The organism is Nonomuraea sp. NPDC050540 (assembly GCF_044457485.1).
In the GTDB taxonomy this organism is placed as follows: domain Bacteria; phylum Actinomycetota; class Actinomycetes; order Streptosporangiales; family Streptosporangiaceae; genus Nonomuraea.
The window spans coordinates 118,551-134,312 of sequence record NZ_JBITHA010000009.1; the positions used below are offsets into that span (position 1 = coordinate 118,551).

Below are 15,762 nucleotides of genomic sequence, written 5' to 3' on the forward strand. Positions count from 1 at the left end.
CTTACCGGTCGCCGTAGTTGTAAAGCGGCCTGTTGACAGGTGTCGCGGTAGAACCCGTGAGCGAGACGGTTGTCACCGTCGTCACCAGAGCGGCCACGGCGATGCCGATGATCGCTGCTAAGAGGATCTTGATCACGGGGGGTTCCTCCTCTTGCGGGCTGTGATGTGGGGGCCGTCACAAACCTAGAACCAATTCTAGCTACTCGGAAGTAGCTAGACGGAATCTTAATATTCCGGACTTGTCTACCAGGGGTGTCAACCTCATCCGTAAACCCGGCGACGCCACTGCCCTTGACGGGTGAATGTCCAGGCCTGCACGCTGCCGGAGTACCAGATCCTCGCCGCGTTCGGACGATGAGGCGCTGCTGGCCGAACTGGCCGCCGCCCGTTCCCTGCGCCGGCTCGGAGCGGGAGACCCTGGAGGCCCTGCGAGCGGCGGGCTACACCCCGGCGCTGGAGGCCGAGAGCGAAGCCACCGTGCTGGAGCTGGACGAAGTCACCCGCGCGCCCAGGCGCTTCTCATAGCTCCAGGGCGTAGAGCCGCAGTTCCGGGCGGTCCATAAGGAGCCTGGCGCCGGGAAGATCCGGACTTCCGGAATCCACCACCACATACCGGATGCCCTCCTCGGCCAGCCGCCGCGGGTCGCCCAGCACCGCGGCGACCCGCTTCGCCCGCGCGTCCTCGGTGCCGACCACCAGATCGCCGACCCTGACCGAGTCGTTGACCACCACCTCGCGGCCCGGCGTGGCGAAGAACCGCTGCGCCGGGTCGAGCACCGCCCGATCGCCGTTCCACGGAAAGCGCCGGTAGGACTCGAACGGCAGCACCAGCACATCGCCCTTCGCGGGGTCCCGGCCGATGATCTCGCGCGCCTCCACCCAGCTCAGCGGGTACGGCACCGCCGCCAGCGCACCCGAAGCCCCCCACGCCAGCGTCGGCACCACGGCCAGCGGCGCCAGCACCAGAGCGACGGCCCAGCGCGAGGTCACCCGGGCGGCGAGCATGCCCAGGCCGACGGCGGCCAGGAGGGCCAGCGGGGCGAGGTACTGCTGGGCGTCACGCAGGACAGCGAACCCGCTCCAGACCCCGATGAGCCACTTGAGCAGGTCCCTGCCGGGCCCGGTCACCCCGAGGCAGGCGATCAGGAACCCCGCGCCGGCCGCCACCGCCAGCCCCGGCCCGAACCGCGGCTTCGTGTTCCTGAGCGTCAGCCAGAAGCCCGCGATGCCGGCCAGGACCAGAGCCAGCCGGGCCGCCGCGGTGACCGGCTGGTCGAAGCCCGCGGGGACGGCCCAGGCGTTCCAGACGCCGCCCAGCGACAACAGGCTGACGACGGTGCCGAACGGCCCGTCGGCGCGGGCGGCGAAGGCGTCCACGCCCACCGGGTCGCCGGTCAGCCCGTCGGCCCGGGTCAGCGCGGTCACCAGCCAGGGCAGGCTGAAGGCCACCAGCAGCAACGCCACGCCTCCGGCCCTCTTCGACCGCTTCGCCGTACCGGAAGGCCCCGCCGTACCGGACGTGCCGGACGTACCGGACGTGCCGGAGAGCGCGAGAGGGAGGGCCGCGACGGCGGTGACGATCATCGCGGCGAACCCGCCCACGGCGGCGGGCAGCAGCGCGACGGCGGGCAGCCGGCGGCGGGCCAGCGCCCGCACCACCCAGGGCAGCCCCGCGTACCCGAGCAGCAACGCCCACTGCCCCATGAGCAGCCGCTCGGCCACATAGGGGTTCCAGACGTAGAAGGCCCCCGCGACCAGCCGGGGCGCCAGCGCGGCCCCGGGCACCAGCAGCGCGGCCCCGGAACAGCCCAGGGCGAAGACGCCCAGCAGGACGAGCTTCTGCACCAGGTCGGCGGGCAGCACCTGGGCCAGCACCGTGACCACCAGGTCGCTGGGCACCGCGCGGGGCGAGCCGCCCGCCAGTCCGAAGGTGAACGGCGAGAAGGCCGGGTCGGGGACGAAGACCATGTCCTGGATGAGGATGTACCCGGGAGCGAGTCCTGGCCCGAGGCAGAGGGCGCCCAGGCCGGTGCCGAGCAGGGCGGCCCACCACCCATAGCGCGACACCTGCGGAAACATTCCGATATAACACCACATCACAACCGGACAACGCCCATTCCATCAGGATCAACGGCGTCGTTAGCCTTCATCCGTGACGGCGGCGAGCGAGACCGTGGTGGAGCCCAGGCAGTGGCTGCGCGGCGACGGCGTGCTCGCCGCGGCGATGGTCATGGTCGCCGTCCAGCTCGTCTGGAAGTTCGACCTGGTCCGCAGGACCTACTTCAGGCAGGACGACTTCACCTTCATCGCCCGCGGCCTGGAGAACGGTCTGACCTGGGACTATCTCATGCGCGCCGACTACGGGCACCTGATGCCCGGCCCGTTCGGCGCGCACTGGGCGATGGGCCGCCTCGGCGTCTACAACGACGTGCTGATGCACGTGGTCACCATCGTGCTCATGGGTGCGGCAGCGCTGGCCCTGCTGCGCCTGCTCTTCCTCCTGTACGGCTCCCGCCCCGCCATCCTGATCCCCTTCGCCTTCTACCTGCTCACCCCGATGACGATCTCGTCGCTGTCCTGGTGGGCGGTGGTGATCGAGACCCTCCCGTTCCAGGTCGCCCTGCCGATGGCCCTGGGCGCGCACATCCTGTACGTACGCACGCGGCGCTTCCGTCACGCCCTGGCCGCCGCCGGCTGGACCGTCTTCGCGATGGTGTTCTTCGTCAAGGCCCCGTTCATCCCGGTCCTGGCCTTCGTGATCACCGCGGGCTGGCTCGGCGGCATCCGGAAGTGGCAGTGGCCGGCCTGGGCCCTGTACGCCGCGATCGTGGCCGGGTACGCGGCGATCCTGTTCCCGGCCGTGTTCACCTCCGTGCAGCTCACCAACGACACGGTCCAGCCCAGCCTGCCCCCGCTCGCCGTGGCGGCGGCGTTCGCCTGGCGGTTGTTCTCCGGCTCGCTGGTGGCCTCCTCCCTGGGCGGCCCCTGGCGCTGGCACCCGATCGGCGACGACTACGCCATCGCCGCCACCCCCGACGCCGCCGTCTGGGCCGGGCTCGGCGCGGCCGCGCTGGTCGTGGCGCTGACCATCCGTTTCCGGCGGCGCGCGTGGCTGGCCTGGCTCATGCTGCTCGGGTACTTCCTGCTGGCCGACGTCGTCCCCGTCATGATCGGCAGGATCGAGCAGCTCGGGCCCGACCTCGGCGGCTTCGAGCTGCGTTACATCGCGCCCACGGCCTCGCTGACGGCCGTCGTGGTGGCGCTGGCCTTCATCCCGCGCGAGGGCGAGCGCCCGCTGCGGATCGTGTGGATCCCGCTGGCCGCCGTCTTCGCCGCGGGTTCGATCTGGTCCGTCACCCAGTACACGCGCCTGCCCCTCGGTGAGAACGTCAAGTCCTACATCGAGACCGGCCGCGTCGCCCTGCGCAGGGCGCCCGCGGGCCTCGTCGTCCTGGACACCCACGTCCCCGCCAAGGTCGTCTACCCGATCTTCTTCTACGACTACGCGCTGGCCTCCAAGGTCCTCGGCCCGATCGCCGCCCGCCCGGTCACCTGGGTCCGGCAGCTCGACGGCCCGCTGCGCAACCTGATGACCTTCGACGAGCGCGGACGGCTGCGCCCGGTCAACATCGAGGGCCTGACCGTCCCGGCCGGAACCGCCTGCCGCCCGATCGGCTCCGCCCCGGAACGTTTCCGCCTCCCGCTCCCCCTTCCGCAGGGCACCTGGACCGTGCAGGTCAGCTACCTCAACCCGCGCCCGGCCCAGCTGACCATCGGCGTCGGCACCGGATCGGCCGACGCGCAGACGGGCAAGGACCTCGGCTGGACGTACGCCACGGTGAAGGGCGGCGGGCAGGAGCTGACCATCCGCTCCCCCGACGGCGCCCGGCCCTGCGTGGGCGAGATCAGGGTCGGCGTGCCCATGCCCGCCAGGACCGGCAGCCCCATCCCCCTACAGCCGGTCACGCCCTGACATTCCCGAATCGGCGCCGTCCCCCAAGATCAGTAAATAAGATCAAGTCACATGTCATTCCTTCAGAAGAGCCGCCGAACCGCCGCGGGGGTCGCCGCCGGCACCCTCTTCCTGAGCCTCACCACGATGCCCGCCCAGGCCGCGGAGAGCGGGCACGTCGCCCGCTTCCTCCAGCAGGCCATGGACCGGGCGCGCTTCCAGGAGGTGCTCGACCTGGCCCCGCCGGGGTCGTCCCAGGCACGGGTGCTCGCCTCCTCCGCCGAGGAGAAGGAGGCCACGCCGCCCGGTGACTACGCCCGCCTGTTCGCCTCGGCCGATCCCAAGCCGATCGTCCAGCAGCCGCAGCTCGACGTCACCGTCCTCGAACTCGACCGCCACGGCAGGCCGCTGTCGTCCGGCACCGTGCTGATGAGCCCGCAGCACCCGCGCGGCGTCGTCGTCCCCGTCGACAGAAACTTCCACACCAGCGCCGTGCGCTGGCGCCAGTGGGACGACAACGGCTGGTACGCCAACCAGGGCAAGGGCACCATCGACATCGTCCCGGGCCGTGAGCAGGCGCCCATCGACTTCATGTCGCCCTACCCCGCCTCCGTGCTGAAGCTGATGGTCGCCTTCGGCGTGCTGCGCCTGGTCGACAAGGGCACCATCGCGCTGGCCGACACCTACGACTACCGTCCCACCGAGACCAGCTCCCTGTGCCAGGGCGACACCAGCAACACGGTCGCCAACTACCTCGAAGCCTCCCTCACCTCCTCCAACAACCCCGCCACCTGCGCGCTCGTCAAGCTTCTGCACGACAAGGGCGCCGTCGACGAGCTCAACCAGACCTTCCAGGGCCTCGGCCTGGAGACGCTGCAGTTCAAGAACACCAACCCGGCCACCGGCGGGCGCTGGTCGAACCCCGTCACGATGAGCTCGCTCGACACCGCCAAGCTGCTCGCCCTGGTCAACGGCCTGCCCGGCAGGGCCTGGACGACTCCGGGCGGCAAGCCGGTGACCGAGACCGTGCTGAGCGCGTCCTCCCGCCAGGTGTTCAAGCGCCACCTCGCCGCCCAGGGCTGGAACGACATGCTCTCCTCGGCCAACCGGTGCGGCAGCGCGTACCCGGCCGCGGGCATCCCGCACGCCGTCGCGGACCGCTGGATCGGCGCCGACGGGACCGTCACCGTCGCCGGCAACAAGTTCGGCCGCGACGTCCGCCCCTGCAACGCCAAGGCGGAGGTGACCTACCTCCACAAGACCGGCTGGGTCGGCAACTCCGGCGCCGACGCCGGCATCGTCAGGTCGCTGCCCGGCAAGGACGGCAGGCACTACATCGTCGTCGCCCTGACCAACCTCGGCACCCAGTACGTGGACGCGGGCCGTCCGCCCGCCGAGCCCGGCCTCTTCCCCGTGACCTACACGGAGAAGCTCGCGCGGCTCGGCCGCGCGGTGGACAGCTACGAGGCGCGCCGCTGACCGCTCCGGGTACGGCCCGGCCGGGCCGTACCCGATCTCTGTCTAGCGGCCCGGCTCGGGGTCCCGGGGGAGGCCGAGCATGCGCTCGCCGATGATGTTCAGCTGCACCTCGGTGGTGCCGCCGTAGATGGTCATGGCCCTGGTCGCCAGCACGGCGCGGTTCCAGTAGCCGGCGTCGCCGAGCTTCATGTCGGCGGCGATCACGGCCTGGGCGCCGAGCAGGCCGACCGCGGTCTCCGAGACGTGCTGCGCGTGAGAGGTGGACAGCAGCTTGCGCACCGACGCGTCGGCGCCGGGTTCGCCTCCGGCCAGTTGCTTGAGCGTGACCCGCAGGGAGAGCGCGTTGATCGAGTGCCCCTCGCAGATGACACCGGCGAGCTCCACGGCCTCGACGGGGGTGAGGTCGCGGCCCAGGCGGGAGGTCAGGCCCAGCAGGTCGGACACGGACGAGCCGGTCCCGCCCGAGCCGGACGACAGCGAGACGCGCTCGTTGGACAGCGTGTTGCGGGCCACCCGCCAGCCGTTGTCGACCTCGCCGACCACCAGGTCGTCGGGGACGAAGACGTCGTCGAGGAAGACCTCGTTGAACAGGTTCTCGCCGGTCATCTCCGTCAGCGGCCGGACCGTGACGCCCGCGCCCTTCATGTCGACGAGGAAGTAGGTGATGCCGTCGTGCTTGGGCTTGGACGGGTCGGTACGCGCGATGCAGATGCCCCATTCGGCCACATGCGCGACTGAGGTCCAGATCTTCTGGCCGTTCAGGCGCCAGCCGCCCTCGACCTTCTCCGCCTTCATCTGCACGTTGGCCAGGTCGGATCCTGCGCCGGGCTCGGAGAACAGCTGGCACCAGATCATCTCGCCGCTGAGCGTCTTGGGCAGGAAGCGCTCCTGCTGCTCGGGCGTGCCGTACGTGGCGATGGAGGGCACCACCCACGCACCGATGATCATCTGCGGCAGCCTGACCTTGGCGGCCTTGAGCTCCTGCTGGATGAGCACCTGCTCCAGCGGCTTGGCGGCGCGGCCCCACGGCCGGGGCAGGTGGGACATCACGAAGCCCTGGCCGGCCAGCGCCCGCTTCTGCTCCTGTCCCTCCAGCTTCGCCAGCTCGGCGATCTCGGCGCGGATCGCGGCGCGCATCTCCTCCGCGCCCTCGGGCAGGTCGATCTCCATCTCGCGGGTGACGCCCTGCAGCGCCAGCGCGGTGACCGAGGCGGCCCACTCGGCGCTCGGGCCGAGCAGCGCGCGCAAGGAGAGCGCCCGGCGGTAGTACAGGTGGGCGTCGTGCTCGAAGGTGTAGCCGATGCCGCCGAAGGTCTGGATCGCGTCCTTGGCGCACTGGACGGCGGCGTCCGGGGCCATGACGCCGGCGATCGCGGCGGCGTACTCCAGCTCGCGGCCCTCCGCGCGGGTGGCGTCCCACACGGTGGCCCTGGCCTGCTCCAGCGCCACCAGCATGCGCGAGAGCTTGTGCTTGATGCCCTGGAACTGGCCGATCGGCCGGCCGAACTGCTCGCGTACCTTCGCGTAGCCGGAGGCGGCCCGCACGCACCACGACGCCAGGCCCGTGGCCTCGGCGCCCAGCAGGATGGCGGCGAGGTTGAGCACGTCGGGCCCCTCGACCCCGTCCAGAACCCGCTCAGCCGGTACGGCTGCCGCCGCCACCTCCACCTTGGCCACCGAGCGCGTGATGTCCAGCGACGCGACGGCCGTAACGGTGGCGGCGGAGGCGTCGAGCGCGATCCATTCCTCGCCCTCGCCGGTGGACACCGGCAGGACCAGGATGTCGGCCATCGCGCCGCCCAGGACGGGCTCGGCCGTTCCGGAGACGACGAGGGAGCCGTCGGCGGCGCGCTCGCCCGTCAGCGCGGAGCCGAGCGCGACGGCGCCGGTCAGCGTGCCGTCGGCCAGGCCGGACAGCAGTGCGTGCTGCTTGGAGGCGTGGATGACCGCGCCGGCCAGCACCGTCGGGACGTACGGCCCCGGCGCCATCCGCTCGGCCAGCGCCTCGACCGCGACGGCGGCCTCCAGCAGCCCGTAGCCGGAGCCGCCGTACTCCTCGGGCAGGTGCTGGCCCAGCAGCCCCTGCTCGGCCAGCCCCGGCCAGAACGCGGGGCGTTCCCCGGCGTCGGCTTCCGTGCCGGACCGCAGCAGCTCGGCGGGGATGTTGCGCTCCGCCCAGCCGGTGACAGACTCGCGGAGCGCCTCGTGCTCCTCGCTCAACCCGATCGCCATTACTCATCCTCCAGCGCGTCCCGTGCCATGGCAGAACCATATTCTAGAGGATGCTTCTGTCTATAGCGGGCGGACACCTTTCAGAAGTGTCGTCAGATCGCGCCACTGCGCCTTGCGGCCGTCGGCGACGGTCGCCAGCATCATCGCGGGCTTCGTCTTGCCCACCTCGACCACGGCCACCACCGCCTGCGAGGACTTGGCCCCATAGGTGACCTGGTAGCCGAGCAGCCAGCCCTTGCCCGTGGCCAGCGGCTGCGAGCCCGTCCAGGCCAGCGTCGAGCCCGCCGGGAACTGCGTGCGCAGCGACCAGCGCGCCGCCCGCACCGCCAGCTCGCGGTAGCCGGACTCCTCCTTGGGCTTGGCCTTGGGGGCCTCGATCGGGTACTTCGCCGAGACGATCATCGTGTACGGCTGCGCCACCTTGCCGATCCGCTGGGCCACGGTGTACGGCGCGTACGACTTGGACTGCCACGGCGTGCCGAGCCTGGGATACACGATGCCCGTCTTGGTGTCGGCCACCAGGCCGATCACGACCGCGGCCTTGCCCTTGTAGGCGGGGAAGGCCTTGGCCTCCGGGGCCGGAGGGAGGGCGAGCTCGGACGGGGAGGCCCCGGCCAGGCTGGCGGTCGAGGTGGCCCTGGCCGGGTTCGCGTCGGGGGTGTCGCCGGAGAAGAAGACGAAGATGAGCAGGACGGCGATGATCGTGGCGATGACGGCGCCGACCATGTAGACGACCCGGAAGGGGATCTCACTGACGCCCCGCTTGGGCGGGGGCGGGATCATCGGCATGCGCGGCGGCGACACGCGCGGCACGGTCACCGTCTCGACCGCGGCCTTGGACTTCTCGACCGGCCCTTCCGCCGGTCTCGCGCCGGGCTCCTCCACGGGCCTCGCCGCAGGCTTCTCCGCGGGCCTTTCCGCAGGCTTGGCGGCGGGCTTGGCGGCGGGCTTGGCCGCGGGCTTGGCCGCGGGCTTGATGACGGGGCGCCGGACGTAGGCCGTCGTGGTGTCGTCGACCTCGGGTTCTGGTTCCGGATCAGGTGCGGGCTCGTCGGGCAGGACGATCCTGGGCATCTGCACGGTGTCGTCGGGCTCGGCGTCGGCGGGCACGACCACCCGCTGGAAGGGGGTGGTCGGAGCATCGTAAGAGGGCACTTGGTCGCCGACGTCCGCCATGACGTCGAGGCTAGACGAGATTGAGACCATTCCCGGGACAGAATCAAATTCTGTAGTGTCGCCTGACATGAGGGGCTTTTACGAGATCGCCGCCGCCAACCCCGACCGTCCCGCCCTGCTGGGAGAGGGTCAGACCACCTACGGCGCCCTGCTCGAACGCGCCAACCGCTTCTCCCACGGCCTTCGCGCCGAAGGCGTGGACCGGGGCGACGCCGTCGTCAGCGTCCTGCGCAACGGCCTCGACGCCCTGACCATGATGCTGGCCACCTACCAGATCGGCGCCTACCACGTGCCGGTCAACTGGCACTACACGGACGAGGAGATCGACTACATCATCGCCGACTGCGGCGCCGTGGCCGTCTTCCGCGGCCCGATCGGCGACCGCTTCGACGCCCTGCCCGGCACCCCGCCCGAGCACCGCAGGGCCGGATCGATGATGCTCTACACCTCCGGCACCACCGGCCGCCCCAAGGGCGTGCGCAGGCGACTGCTCGACCTCGCCCCCGAGGACGTCCACCCGATCCTGATGCGCAAGAGCTGGCGGCACTTCGGGCTGCCCGCGGACGGCGTGCACCTGGTCTGCTCGCAGCTCTACCACTCGGCCCCCTACGGCCAGGTCATGATGGCCCTGCAGTACGGCCACGCGATCGTGGCCCCGGATCGCTTCGACGCCGAGGGCACGTTGCGGCTGATCCAGGAGCACCGGGTGACGAACGCCTTCATGGTCCCGACCATGTTCCACCGGCTGCTGGCCGTACCGGATCGGGAGAAATACGATCTGTCCTCGCTCACCCACCTCTACCACGGCGCGGCCCCCTGCCCGCCCGCGACCAAGCAGGCGATGATCGACTGGCTGGGCCCGGTGCTGTGGGAGTACTACGGCTCCACCGAGGCGGCGGTCGCCACGATGGTCTCCTCGCGGGAGTGGCAGGAGCGCCCCGGCACGGTCGGCCGCGCGCTGGACGGGATGTCGTTCACGATCGTGGACGAGGACGGCGCCGAGGCCGCTCCCGGCGCGCCCGGCCTGGTGTACATCGGCGGCATCAACCGCTTCGAGTATCACGGCGACCCCGGGAAGACCGCCGCGGCCATGCGCGAGCGCGCCTACACGCCCGGCGACATCGGCTACGTGGACGAGGACGGCTACCTCTTCCTGCTCGACCGCAGAACCGACCTGATCATCTCCGGCGGCGTCAACATCTACCCGGCCGAGATCGAGGCGGCGCTCCTGGAACATCCCGCGGTGGCCGACGTGGCCGTGATCGGCGTGCCCGACCCCGAATGGGGACACAAGGTCGTGGCGCTCGTCCAGCCCGTACCCGGCGCGACCCCGGGCGAGGAGCTGACCGCCGCGCTCCTGGCCCACTGCGAGCCCCGGCTGGCCCGGCTCAAGCATCCCCGGCTCATCGAGTACCGGACATCTCTCCCCAGAACCCCCACCGGCAAGCTCAGCAGGAGCAACGTCAGAAGAGAGTATCTTTCCGCCTGACCTGGGAAGATACTCACGTATGAGGTTGATCGCGGCGGGTCTCGCCGTCGTTCTGGCCGCCGGGTGCGGCGCGTCCACACCACAGGGCACGGGTACGGCCACGCCGTCCGGCAGCCCGACCGGCGGCACCCCTCAGGCCGCCCAAGTGGAGTCCGGCTACGAGCAGGTCATCACCCAGGTACTGCCGTCCATCGTGCAGATCACCACCAAGGTGGGGCTCGGCTCCGGCGTCGTGTACGACTCCTCCGGCCACGTGGTGACCAACGCCCACGTCGTCGGCCAGGCCACCGAGATGGAGGTGTCCCTGGCCACCGGCGGCACCCCGCGCAAGGCCAAGCTCGTCTCGTCGTTCCCGGCCGGCGACCTCGCGGTGATCAAGGTGGAGGACCCCAACGGGCTGAAGCCCGCCACGTTCGGCGACTCCTCCAAGCTGCGCGTGGGCCAGCTCGTCCTGGCCATGGGCAACCCGCTCGGCCTGTCGGGCAGCGTCACCCAGGGCATCGTCTCGGCGCTCGGCCGCACGGTCAGCGAGCCGCAGAACCCGGGCTCGCCCGGCGCGACGATCGCCGGAGCCATCCAGACCTCGGCCGCGATCAACCCCGGCAACAGCGGCGGCGCGCTGGTCGACATGAACGGCCAGGTGATCGGCATCCCGACGCTCGCCGCCACCGACCCGGAGCTCGGCGGCGGCGCCGCACCCGGCATCGGCTTCGCCATCCCCAGCAACACCGCCGCCGACATCGCCGGCCAGATCGTCAAGAGCGGCAGGGTCACCAACAGCCACCGCGCGGCGCTCGGCCTCAGGGGCCGTACGGTCCTGGGCGAGAACGGGCAGCCCGTGGGCGTCGCGGTGGCAGGGGTGGAGCGCGGCGGCGCGGCGGCGAAGGCGGGCATCGACACCGGCGACGTGATCGTCTCGATCAACGGCAAGCCCACGCCCACCATGTCCGACTTGTCGGAGATTCTCACCACGCTCAAGCCGGGCGACCAGGTCAAGGTCGAGGTGATCCGCCCGGACGGCACCACCGAGACCGTGACGGCCACCCTGGGCGAGCTCAAGGCCTGAATGGCGGCGGTGGCCGGGCGTCGGTGCCGGGGTCGGCGGCCGTCCAGGAGGGCGGCGTTCAGGATCCGTACAGCCCGCGACGCCGCCGCGCCTCCCGCGCCAGCCCCTCCGCCTCGGTGAGGCCACGCTGATCGCCGAGCAGGACGAACTCTCCCGTGGCACGCTCAAGCCCCTCAACCGCCTCATCCACCTCGTCGAGGTCGAGATGTGCCTCGGCCATGGCGAGCAGGGCCTGCCCGGCGCCCTTGCGGTCGCCGAACGTCCGGAAGATCTCCAGGGCGGCGGCCGCGGCCCGGGGATCCGGCCGGCCTTCGGCGCGCGAGATCCGCGCCAGGACCAGGAGCCCGGCCGCCTCCGGCAGCCGGTCGCCGAGCCGCCGGTTGATCCGCAGGCGGCGCTCCGCGCACGCGCGCGCCTCCGGGAGCCTGCGCGCCGACAGGTGCAGGTTCGCCAGGTCGAGCAGCGCCTCGGCCTCGCCGCGCGGATCGCCCAGCGCCAGGTATCCGGCCAGGCTCTCCTCCAGCAGCCCCCGGTCGCCCTTCAGCGCGCCGAGCGCGCGCAGCGTGTCCGTCCTGCCGCGCTGGTCGCCCGCCTGCTCGAAGACGGCCAGACAGCGGGCGTACGCGCGCTCGTCACCCGTCACCAGCCCGAGCCTGAGCGTGACCCGGGCCAGTTCCAGACCCTCGACCAGCGGCTGGGCGGCACGCAGCGCGGCCGCGGCGGCCTGCGGGTCGCCCTCGATCCGGTGCAGGTCGGCCAGGCCGCGCAGCAGCAGAGCCTCGCCCTGCCGGTGGCCGGCCGCCCTGGCCGCGTCCAGTCCGGTGGCCGTCGACTGGTGCCAGTCGTCGTGGTGGGCGCCCAGCTCGTAGAACGGCGCCAGGTAGAAGGCCAGCCGCCAGGCGGCCTCGTGCAGCCCGGCGGCATGGAAGTCGGTCACGCACGCGGACAGAAACCCTCGCTCCGACCGCAGCCATCCCGCCGACTCGCGCAGCAGCGTGGTCTCCAGAACCTGCTCCTCGGTCAGCGCGACGGTCCGGCCGGAACCGGGCTCGGCGGGCAGCAGCAGTCGTCTGGCCCGTCTGGCCCGGTCGAGGATCTCCCCCGCCACTCCGGCCAGCACCTCGCGGCCCTCCGCGGCCAGGAGCTCGGCGGCGTAGAGGCGGGTGAGGTCGTGCCAGCCGTAGCGCTCCTGGCCGGACTCGTCGAGGCCGCGCGACCGCAGCAGTCCCGCCTCGGCCAGCGGCTCCAGGTCGCCGAACACCCATGGGGCGAAGTCCGGCGCCGACAGCGCGCCCAGACGGCGAAACAGCGTACCCTCCCGGTCGGCCAGCCCGTCGTACCCCAGCGCGAGACTCCCCCGCACCGCCAGGTCGCCCGCGCTCAGCTCGTCCAGGCGGCGCCGCGAGTCGCCCAGGCGGCCGGCCAGGTGTTCAAGCGTCCAGCCGGGCTTCCTGGCCAGGCGGGATCCGGCCACGCGCAGGGCGAGCGGCAGGTGCCCGCACAGCAGCGCGATCCTGGCCGCCGCCTGCGGCTCCGCCGCGACCCGCCGCCGTCCGGCGACGGCCGCGAGCAGGTCGAGCGCCTCCTGCGGGGAGAGCACGCCCAGTTCCCAGGCACGGGACGCCTCCAGCCCCGACAGGGACGAGCGGCTCGTGACCAGCGTCATGCTCCCGGCGCCCGTGGGCAGCAGCGGGCGTACCTGGGACTCGCCTGAAGCGTCGTCGAGCACGACGAGCAGCCGCCGCGACGCCGTCATACTCCGATAAAGCCGGATCCGCTCGGTCAGCGCGGCCGGAACCGCGCCCTCGGGACACCCGAGCGAGCGCAGCAGATCCTCCAGCACCGCCCCGGGCGCACGCTCGCGCAACGTCGCGAACAGCACCCCGCCGGTGAACTCGCCGCCCGCCGACGCCGCGGCGTGCACGGCGACCGCGGTCTTCCCGCACCCCGGCGCCCCGTGCACCACCAGGTGAACCGGCGCGCCACCCGCCGCGGGCACCGCCTCGCCGATCCACCGCAGCACCTCCGCCCGCCCCGTGAAGTCCGCGATGTCGGGTGGCGTCTCCTTGGGCGCCCGCACGGACGGCTCCCGCCCGGCCAGTACGTCCGCGTGCGCCTGCCGCACCTCCGCGCCCGGCTCCAGGCCGAGCTCGTCCACCAGCACCCGCCGGGCCTCCTGATAGGCCTCCAGCGCCTCGGATCGCCGCCCCGCCAGCCGCAGCGCCGTGATCAGCTGGGCCCAGGCCCGCTCACGCAGCGGGTAGGCGCCGACCAGCGCCCGCAGTTCGCCGACCACCTCACCGCCGCGCCCCAGCAGCAGGTCCAGCTCCACGCGCTCTTCGAGCGCCCGCAACCGAAGCTCCTCCAGCGGTACGGCATGCGCCCGCCGCAACCGACCGGAATCCACATCCGCCAGCGCCGGCCCACGCCACAGCCCGAGCGCCGCCCGCAGGTGATCGGCCGCCTGGGCCAGGCTCCCCGCCTCCCTGGCCCGCCGCCCCCGCTCCACCAGCCGCTCGAACCGGTGCCAGTCGACCCGCTCCGGCTCGACCGCCAGCAGATACCCACCGGGAACCGTCCGGATCCCGTCGACGACCTTGCGCAACGCGCTCACGTACACGCGCAGCACCGACTCGGCCGACGCGGGCGGCTCGCCGTCCCACACGAGCGCCATGAGCCGCTCGATCGGCACCATCCGGCCGGGCGACAGCAGCAACGCGGCCAGCAGCGCACGATGCTTGGCCGGACCGGGCGGCGGCGCGCCGTCCGGCAGCATGAGCGGCCCCAGCACCCCGAAGGCCACGGCGTCGCTCACGGCTCGACCGGCTCCAGCGTGAACGCGCTGAACCGCACCCGCATCGCCCGTTCACCGGACGGCGCCGCGTGCACGCCCGCCACCCTGTTCAGATACGCCTGGTTCGTGTCGCTCACCTCGCCGACCTTGCGGTCGTTGACCCACATGCCCAGGGCGGCCTTGCCGCTCTCCCGGGTGCACCGGGCAGTGACACGGGTCTCGGCGGTGGTCCTGACGCGGGCGGGGCCGTACAGGATGGCGGGTTCGGCTCCCGCGCGGCGCTTGACGATCGTGGCCTGCCCCGCCGCGCTCACCGAGAACTCGTAGCGGTCGCCCGCCCGCTCCGTCCCGTGGCACCACACGCCGAACTCGCCCGCGCCCTCCTCGACCTTCGCCCGCGCGCTGACCGTCACACCTCGCTCGGGCTCCTCCCTGGGCGCCGACTTCCACAGCCGCCACCCCGGCCTGGCCGTCAGCACGTACGCCGCGCCGTCCACGCGCGCCTCGCCGCCCTGCGACGCCCCCACCTCCCAGGCCTCACCGAAGCCCGCCTGATAGGGCCACTTCTCCCCCAGCACAGCCGGTACGGCCACCGCCGCCCCACCCGCGACCAGCACCGCCAGCCCACCGGCCAGCCACCACTTCCACCGCCCGCGACGGGCCGGCGGCTCCCGAACCGTCCATGTGCGCTCCACCACCTGGCTGGCCTCGGCCGGAGCCGAGCTCCGCGTCCCGACCAGCGCGTCCAGCAGTTGCTGGGCCGTGGGCCGCGCGGTGGGGTCCTTGGCCAGCGCCCACTCCACGAGCCCGCGCATGCGCTCGTCGAGCCCGTCGAGGTTCGGCCCCTCGTTGACGATCCGGTACAGCACCTCGTGCGGCGCCCCGCCGCCGAACGGCAGCCGCCCCGTCCCGGCGAAGGCGATCACGCCGCCCCACGCGTAGACGTCGGCGGCGGGCGTCACCGGCTCGGCCCGTACCTGCTCGGGCGCCATGAACGCGGGCGTCCCCAGAACGGCCTGGCTGACCAGGCTCTGCGCGTCCACGAGCTGGGCGATGCCGAAGTCGATCACCCTGGGCCCGAGCGGCGACAGCAGCACGTTGGACGGCTTGAGGTCGCGGTGCACGACTCCGGCCCCGTGGATCGCGCTCAGGGCCGTCGCGATGCCGACCGCGAGCGCCTCCAGGTTCGAGCCGCCGAACGCCCCCTGGTCGCGTACGGCGGCGGCCAGATCGGGGCCTTTCACGTACTCGGTGACCAGGTAGGCCGTCTCCCCGTCCAGCCCCGCGTCGATGACCGGGGCGGTGCAGAACCGGGCGACCCTGCGCGCCGCGGCGACCTCCCGCTCGAACCGCCGCCGGAACGCCGCTTCCCTGGCCAGCTGCGGATGGATCACCTTCACCGCCGCCATGCCGCCCGTGGGCCCGGTGGCCAGGTAGACCTCGCCCATGCCGCCCCGCCCGAGCAACCGCCGCAGCGTGTACCCGCCCACCACCCGTTCCGTACCGTTCATCGCAGGACACACATTAGCCAGATACCGCCTTTGCCGGACGCTCCGCACGTGCCAGACTGCCTG

At 72.3% G+C, this 15,762-nt stretch carries 11 protein-coding genes; 5 read left to right on the plus strand and 6 right to left on the minus strand.

Annotation, left to right across the window (positions count from 1 at the left end; all coding sequences use genetic code 11):
• Nucleotide 1 precedes the first annotated feature (1 nt).
• Nucleotides 2-136, minus strand: coding sequence for a hypothetical protein (locus tag ACIBI5_RS29600; RefSeq protein ID WP_281395023.1), 135 nt, complete (start codon nucleotides 134-136; stop codon nucleotides 2-4).
• 218 nt (nucleotides 137-354) lie between these two features.
• Here ACIBI5_RS29600 and ACIBI5_RS29605 point away from each other — a divergent pair, with 218 nt between their 5' ends.
• Complete coding sequence (locus ACIBI5_RS29605; RefSeq protein WP_397252018.1) at nucleotides 355-525, plus strand: hypothetical protein; 171 nt, start codon at nucleotides 355-357, stop codon at nucleotides 523-525.
• Here ACIBI5_RS29605 and ACIBI5_RS29610 read toward each other — a convergent pair.
• Complete coding sequence (locus tag ACIBI5_RS29610) at nucleotides 520-2,079, minus strand: hypothetical protein (protein ID WP_397252019.1); 1,560 nt, start codon at nucleotides 2,077-2,079, stop codon at nucleotides 520-522. The genes ACIBI5_RS29605 and ACIBI5_RS29610 overlap by 6 nt on opposite strands.
• Before the next feature lie 73 nt (nucleotides 2,080-2,152).
• Here ACIBI5_RS29610 and ACIBI5_RS29615 point away from each other — a divergent pair, with 73 nt between their 5' ends.
• Both ACIBI5_RS29615 and ACIBI5_RS29620 read left to right on the plus strand, forming a co-directional pair.
• Nucleotides 2,153-3,973 (plus strand): hypothetical protein, encoded by a 1,821-nt coding sequence (locus ACIBI5_RS29615; RefSeq protein ID WP_397252020.1) that lies wholly within the window; start codon nucleotides 2,153-2,155, stop codon nucleotides 3,971-3,973.
• A gap of 51 nt (nucleotides 3,974-4,024) precedes the next feature.
• Nucleotides 4,025-5,431, plus strand: a complete 1,407-nt coding sequence (locus ACIBI5_RS29620) for a serine hydrolase (RefSeq protein ID WP_397252022.1) — start codon at nucleotides 4,025-4,027, stop codon at nucleotides 5,429-5,431.
• 42 nt (nucleotides 5,432-5,473) lie between these two features.
• Here ACIBI5_RS29620 and ACIBI5_RS29625 read toward each other — a convergent pair whose 3' ends face one another.
• Complete coding sequence (locus ACIBI5_RS29625) at nucleotides 5,474-7,663, minus strand: acyl-CoA dehydrogenase (protein ID WP_397252023.1); 2,190 nt, start codon at nucleotides 7,661-7,663, stop codon at nucleotides 5,474-5,476.
• A gap of 60 nt (nucleotides 7,664-7,723) precedes the next feature.
• Nucleotides 7,724-8,839 (minus strand): hypothetical protein, encoded by a 1,116-nt coding sequence (locus ACIBI5_RS29630; RefSeq protein ID WP_397252024.1) that lies wholly within the window; start codon nucleotides 8,837-8,839, stop codon nucleotides 7,724-7,726.
• Nucleotides 8,840-8,906: 67 nt separating this feature from the next.
• On the opposite strand from ACIBI5_RS29630, the gene ACIBI5_RS29635 reads away from it, so the two are divergent.
• Nucleotides 8,907-10,328, plus strand: a complete 1,422-nt coding sequence (locus ACIBI5_RS29635; RefSeq protein WP_397252025.1) for an AMP-binding protein — start codon at nucleotides 8,907-8,909, stop codon at nucleotides 10,326-10,328.
• A gap of 19 nt (nucleotides 10,329-10,347) precedes the next feature.
• Entirely contained in the window at nucleotides 10,348-11,394 is a 1,047-nt protein-coding gene (locus ACIBI5_RS29640; RefSeq protein ID WP_397252026.1) for a S1C family serine protease, read from the plus strand.
• 58 nt (nucleotides 11,395-11,452) lie between these two features.
• On the opposite strand, the gene ACIBI5_RS29645 is transcribed toward ACIBI5_RS29640, so the two are convergent.
• The gene (locus tag ACIBI5_RS29645; RefSeq protein WP_397252027.1) at nucleotides 11,453-14,209 is read right to left on the minus strand and encodes a BTAD domain-containing putative transcriptional regulator; all 2,757 of its coding nucleotides are present in this window, start codon (nucleotides 14,207-14,209) and stop codon (nucleotides 11,453-11,455) included.
• Nucleotides 14,206-15,699 carry a serine/threonine-protein kinase gene (locus ACIBI5_RS29650; RefSeq protein ID WP_397252028.1) on the minus strand — a complete coding sequence of 498 codons (1,494 nt, stop codon included), beginning with the start codon at nucleotides 15,697-15,699 and terminating at the stop codon, nucleotides 14,206-14,208. Before ACIBI5_RS29650 ends, ACIBI5_RS29645 begins: the two co-directional genes overlap by 4 nt.
• Between the last annotated feature and the right edge of the window lie 63 nt (nucleotides 15,700-15,762).

Coding starts and splice junctions, on each gene's coding strand:
- ACIBI5_RS29605 (WP_397252018.1), top strand. CDS start 355: ATGAGGCGCTGCTGGCCGAACTGGCCGCCGCCCGTTCCCTGCGCCGGC.
- ACIBI5_RS29610 (WP_397252019.1), bottom strand. CDS start 2,079: ATGTTTCCGCAGGTGTCGCGCTATGGGTGGTGGGCCGCCCTGCTCGGC.
- ACIBI5_RS29620 (WP_397252022.1), top strand. CDS start 4,025: ATGTCATTCCTTCAGAAGAGCCGCCGAACCGCCGCGGGGGTCGCCGCC.
- ACIBI5_RS29625 (WP_397252023.1), bottom strand. CDS start 7,663: ATGGCGATCGGGTTGAGCGAGGAGCACGAGGCGCTCCGCGAGTCTGTC.
- ACIBI5_RS29630 (WP_397252024.1), bottom strand. CDS start 8,839: ATGGCGGACGTCGGCGACCAAGTGCCCTCTTACGATGCTCCGACCACC.
- ACIBI5_RS29635 (WP_397252025.1), top strand. CDS start 8,907: ATGAGGGGCTTTTACGAGATCGCCGCCGCCAACCCCGACCGTCCCGCC.
- ACIBI5_RS29640 (WP_397252026.1), top strand. CDS start 10,348: ATGAGGTTGATCGCGGCGGGTCTCGCCGTCGTTCTGGCCGCCGGGTGC.
- ACIBI5_RS29650 (WP_397252028.1), bottom strand. CDS start 15,699: ATGAACGGTACGGAACGGGTGGTGGGCGGGTACACGCTGCGGCGGTTG.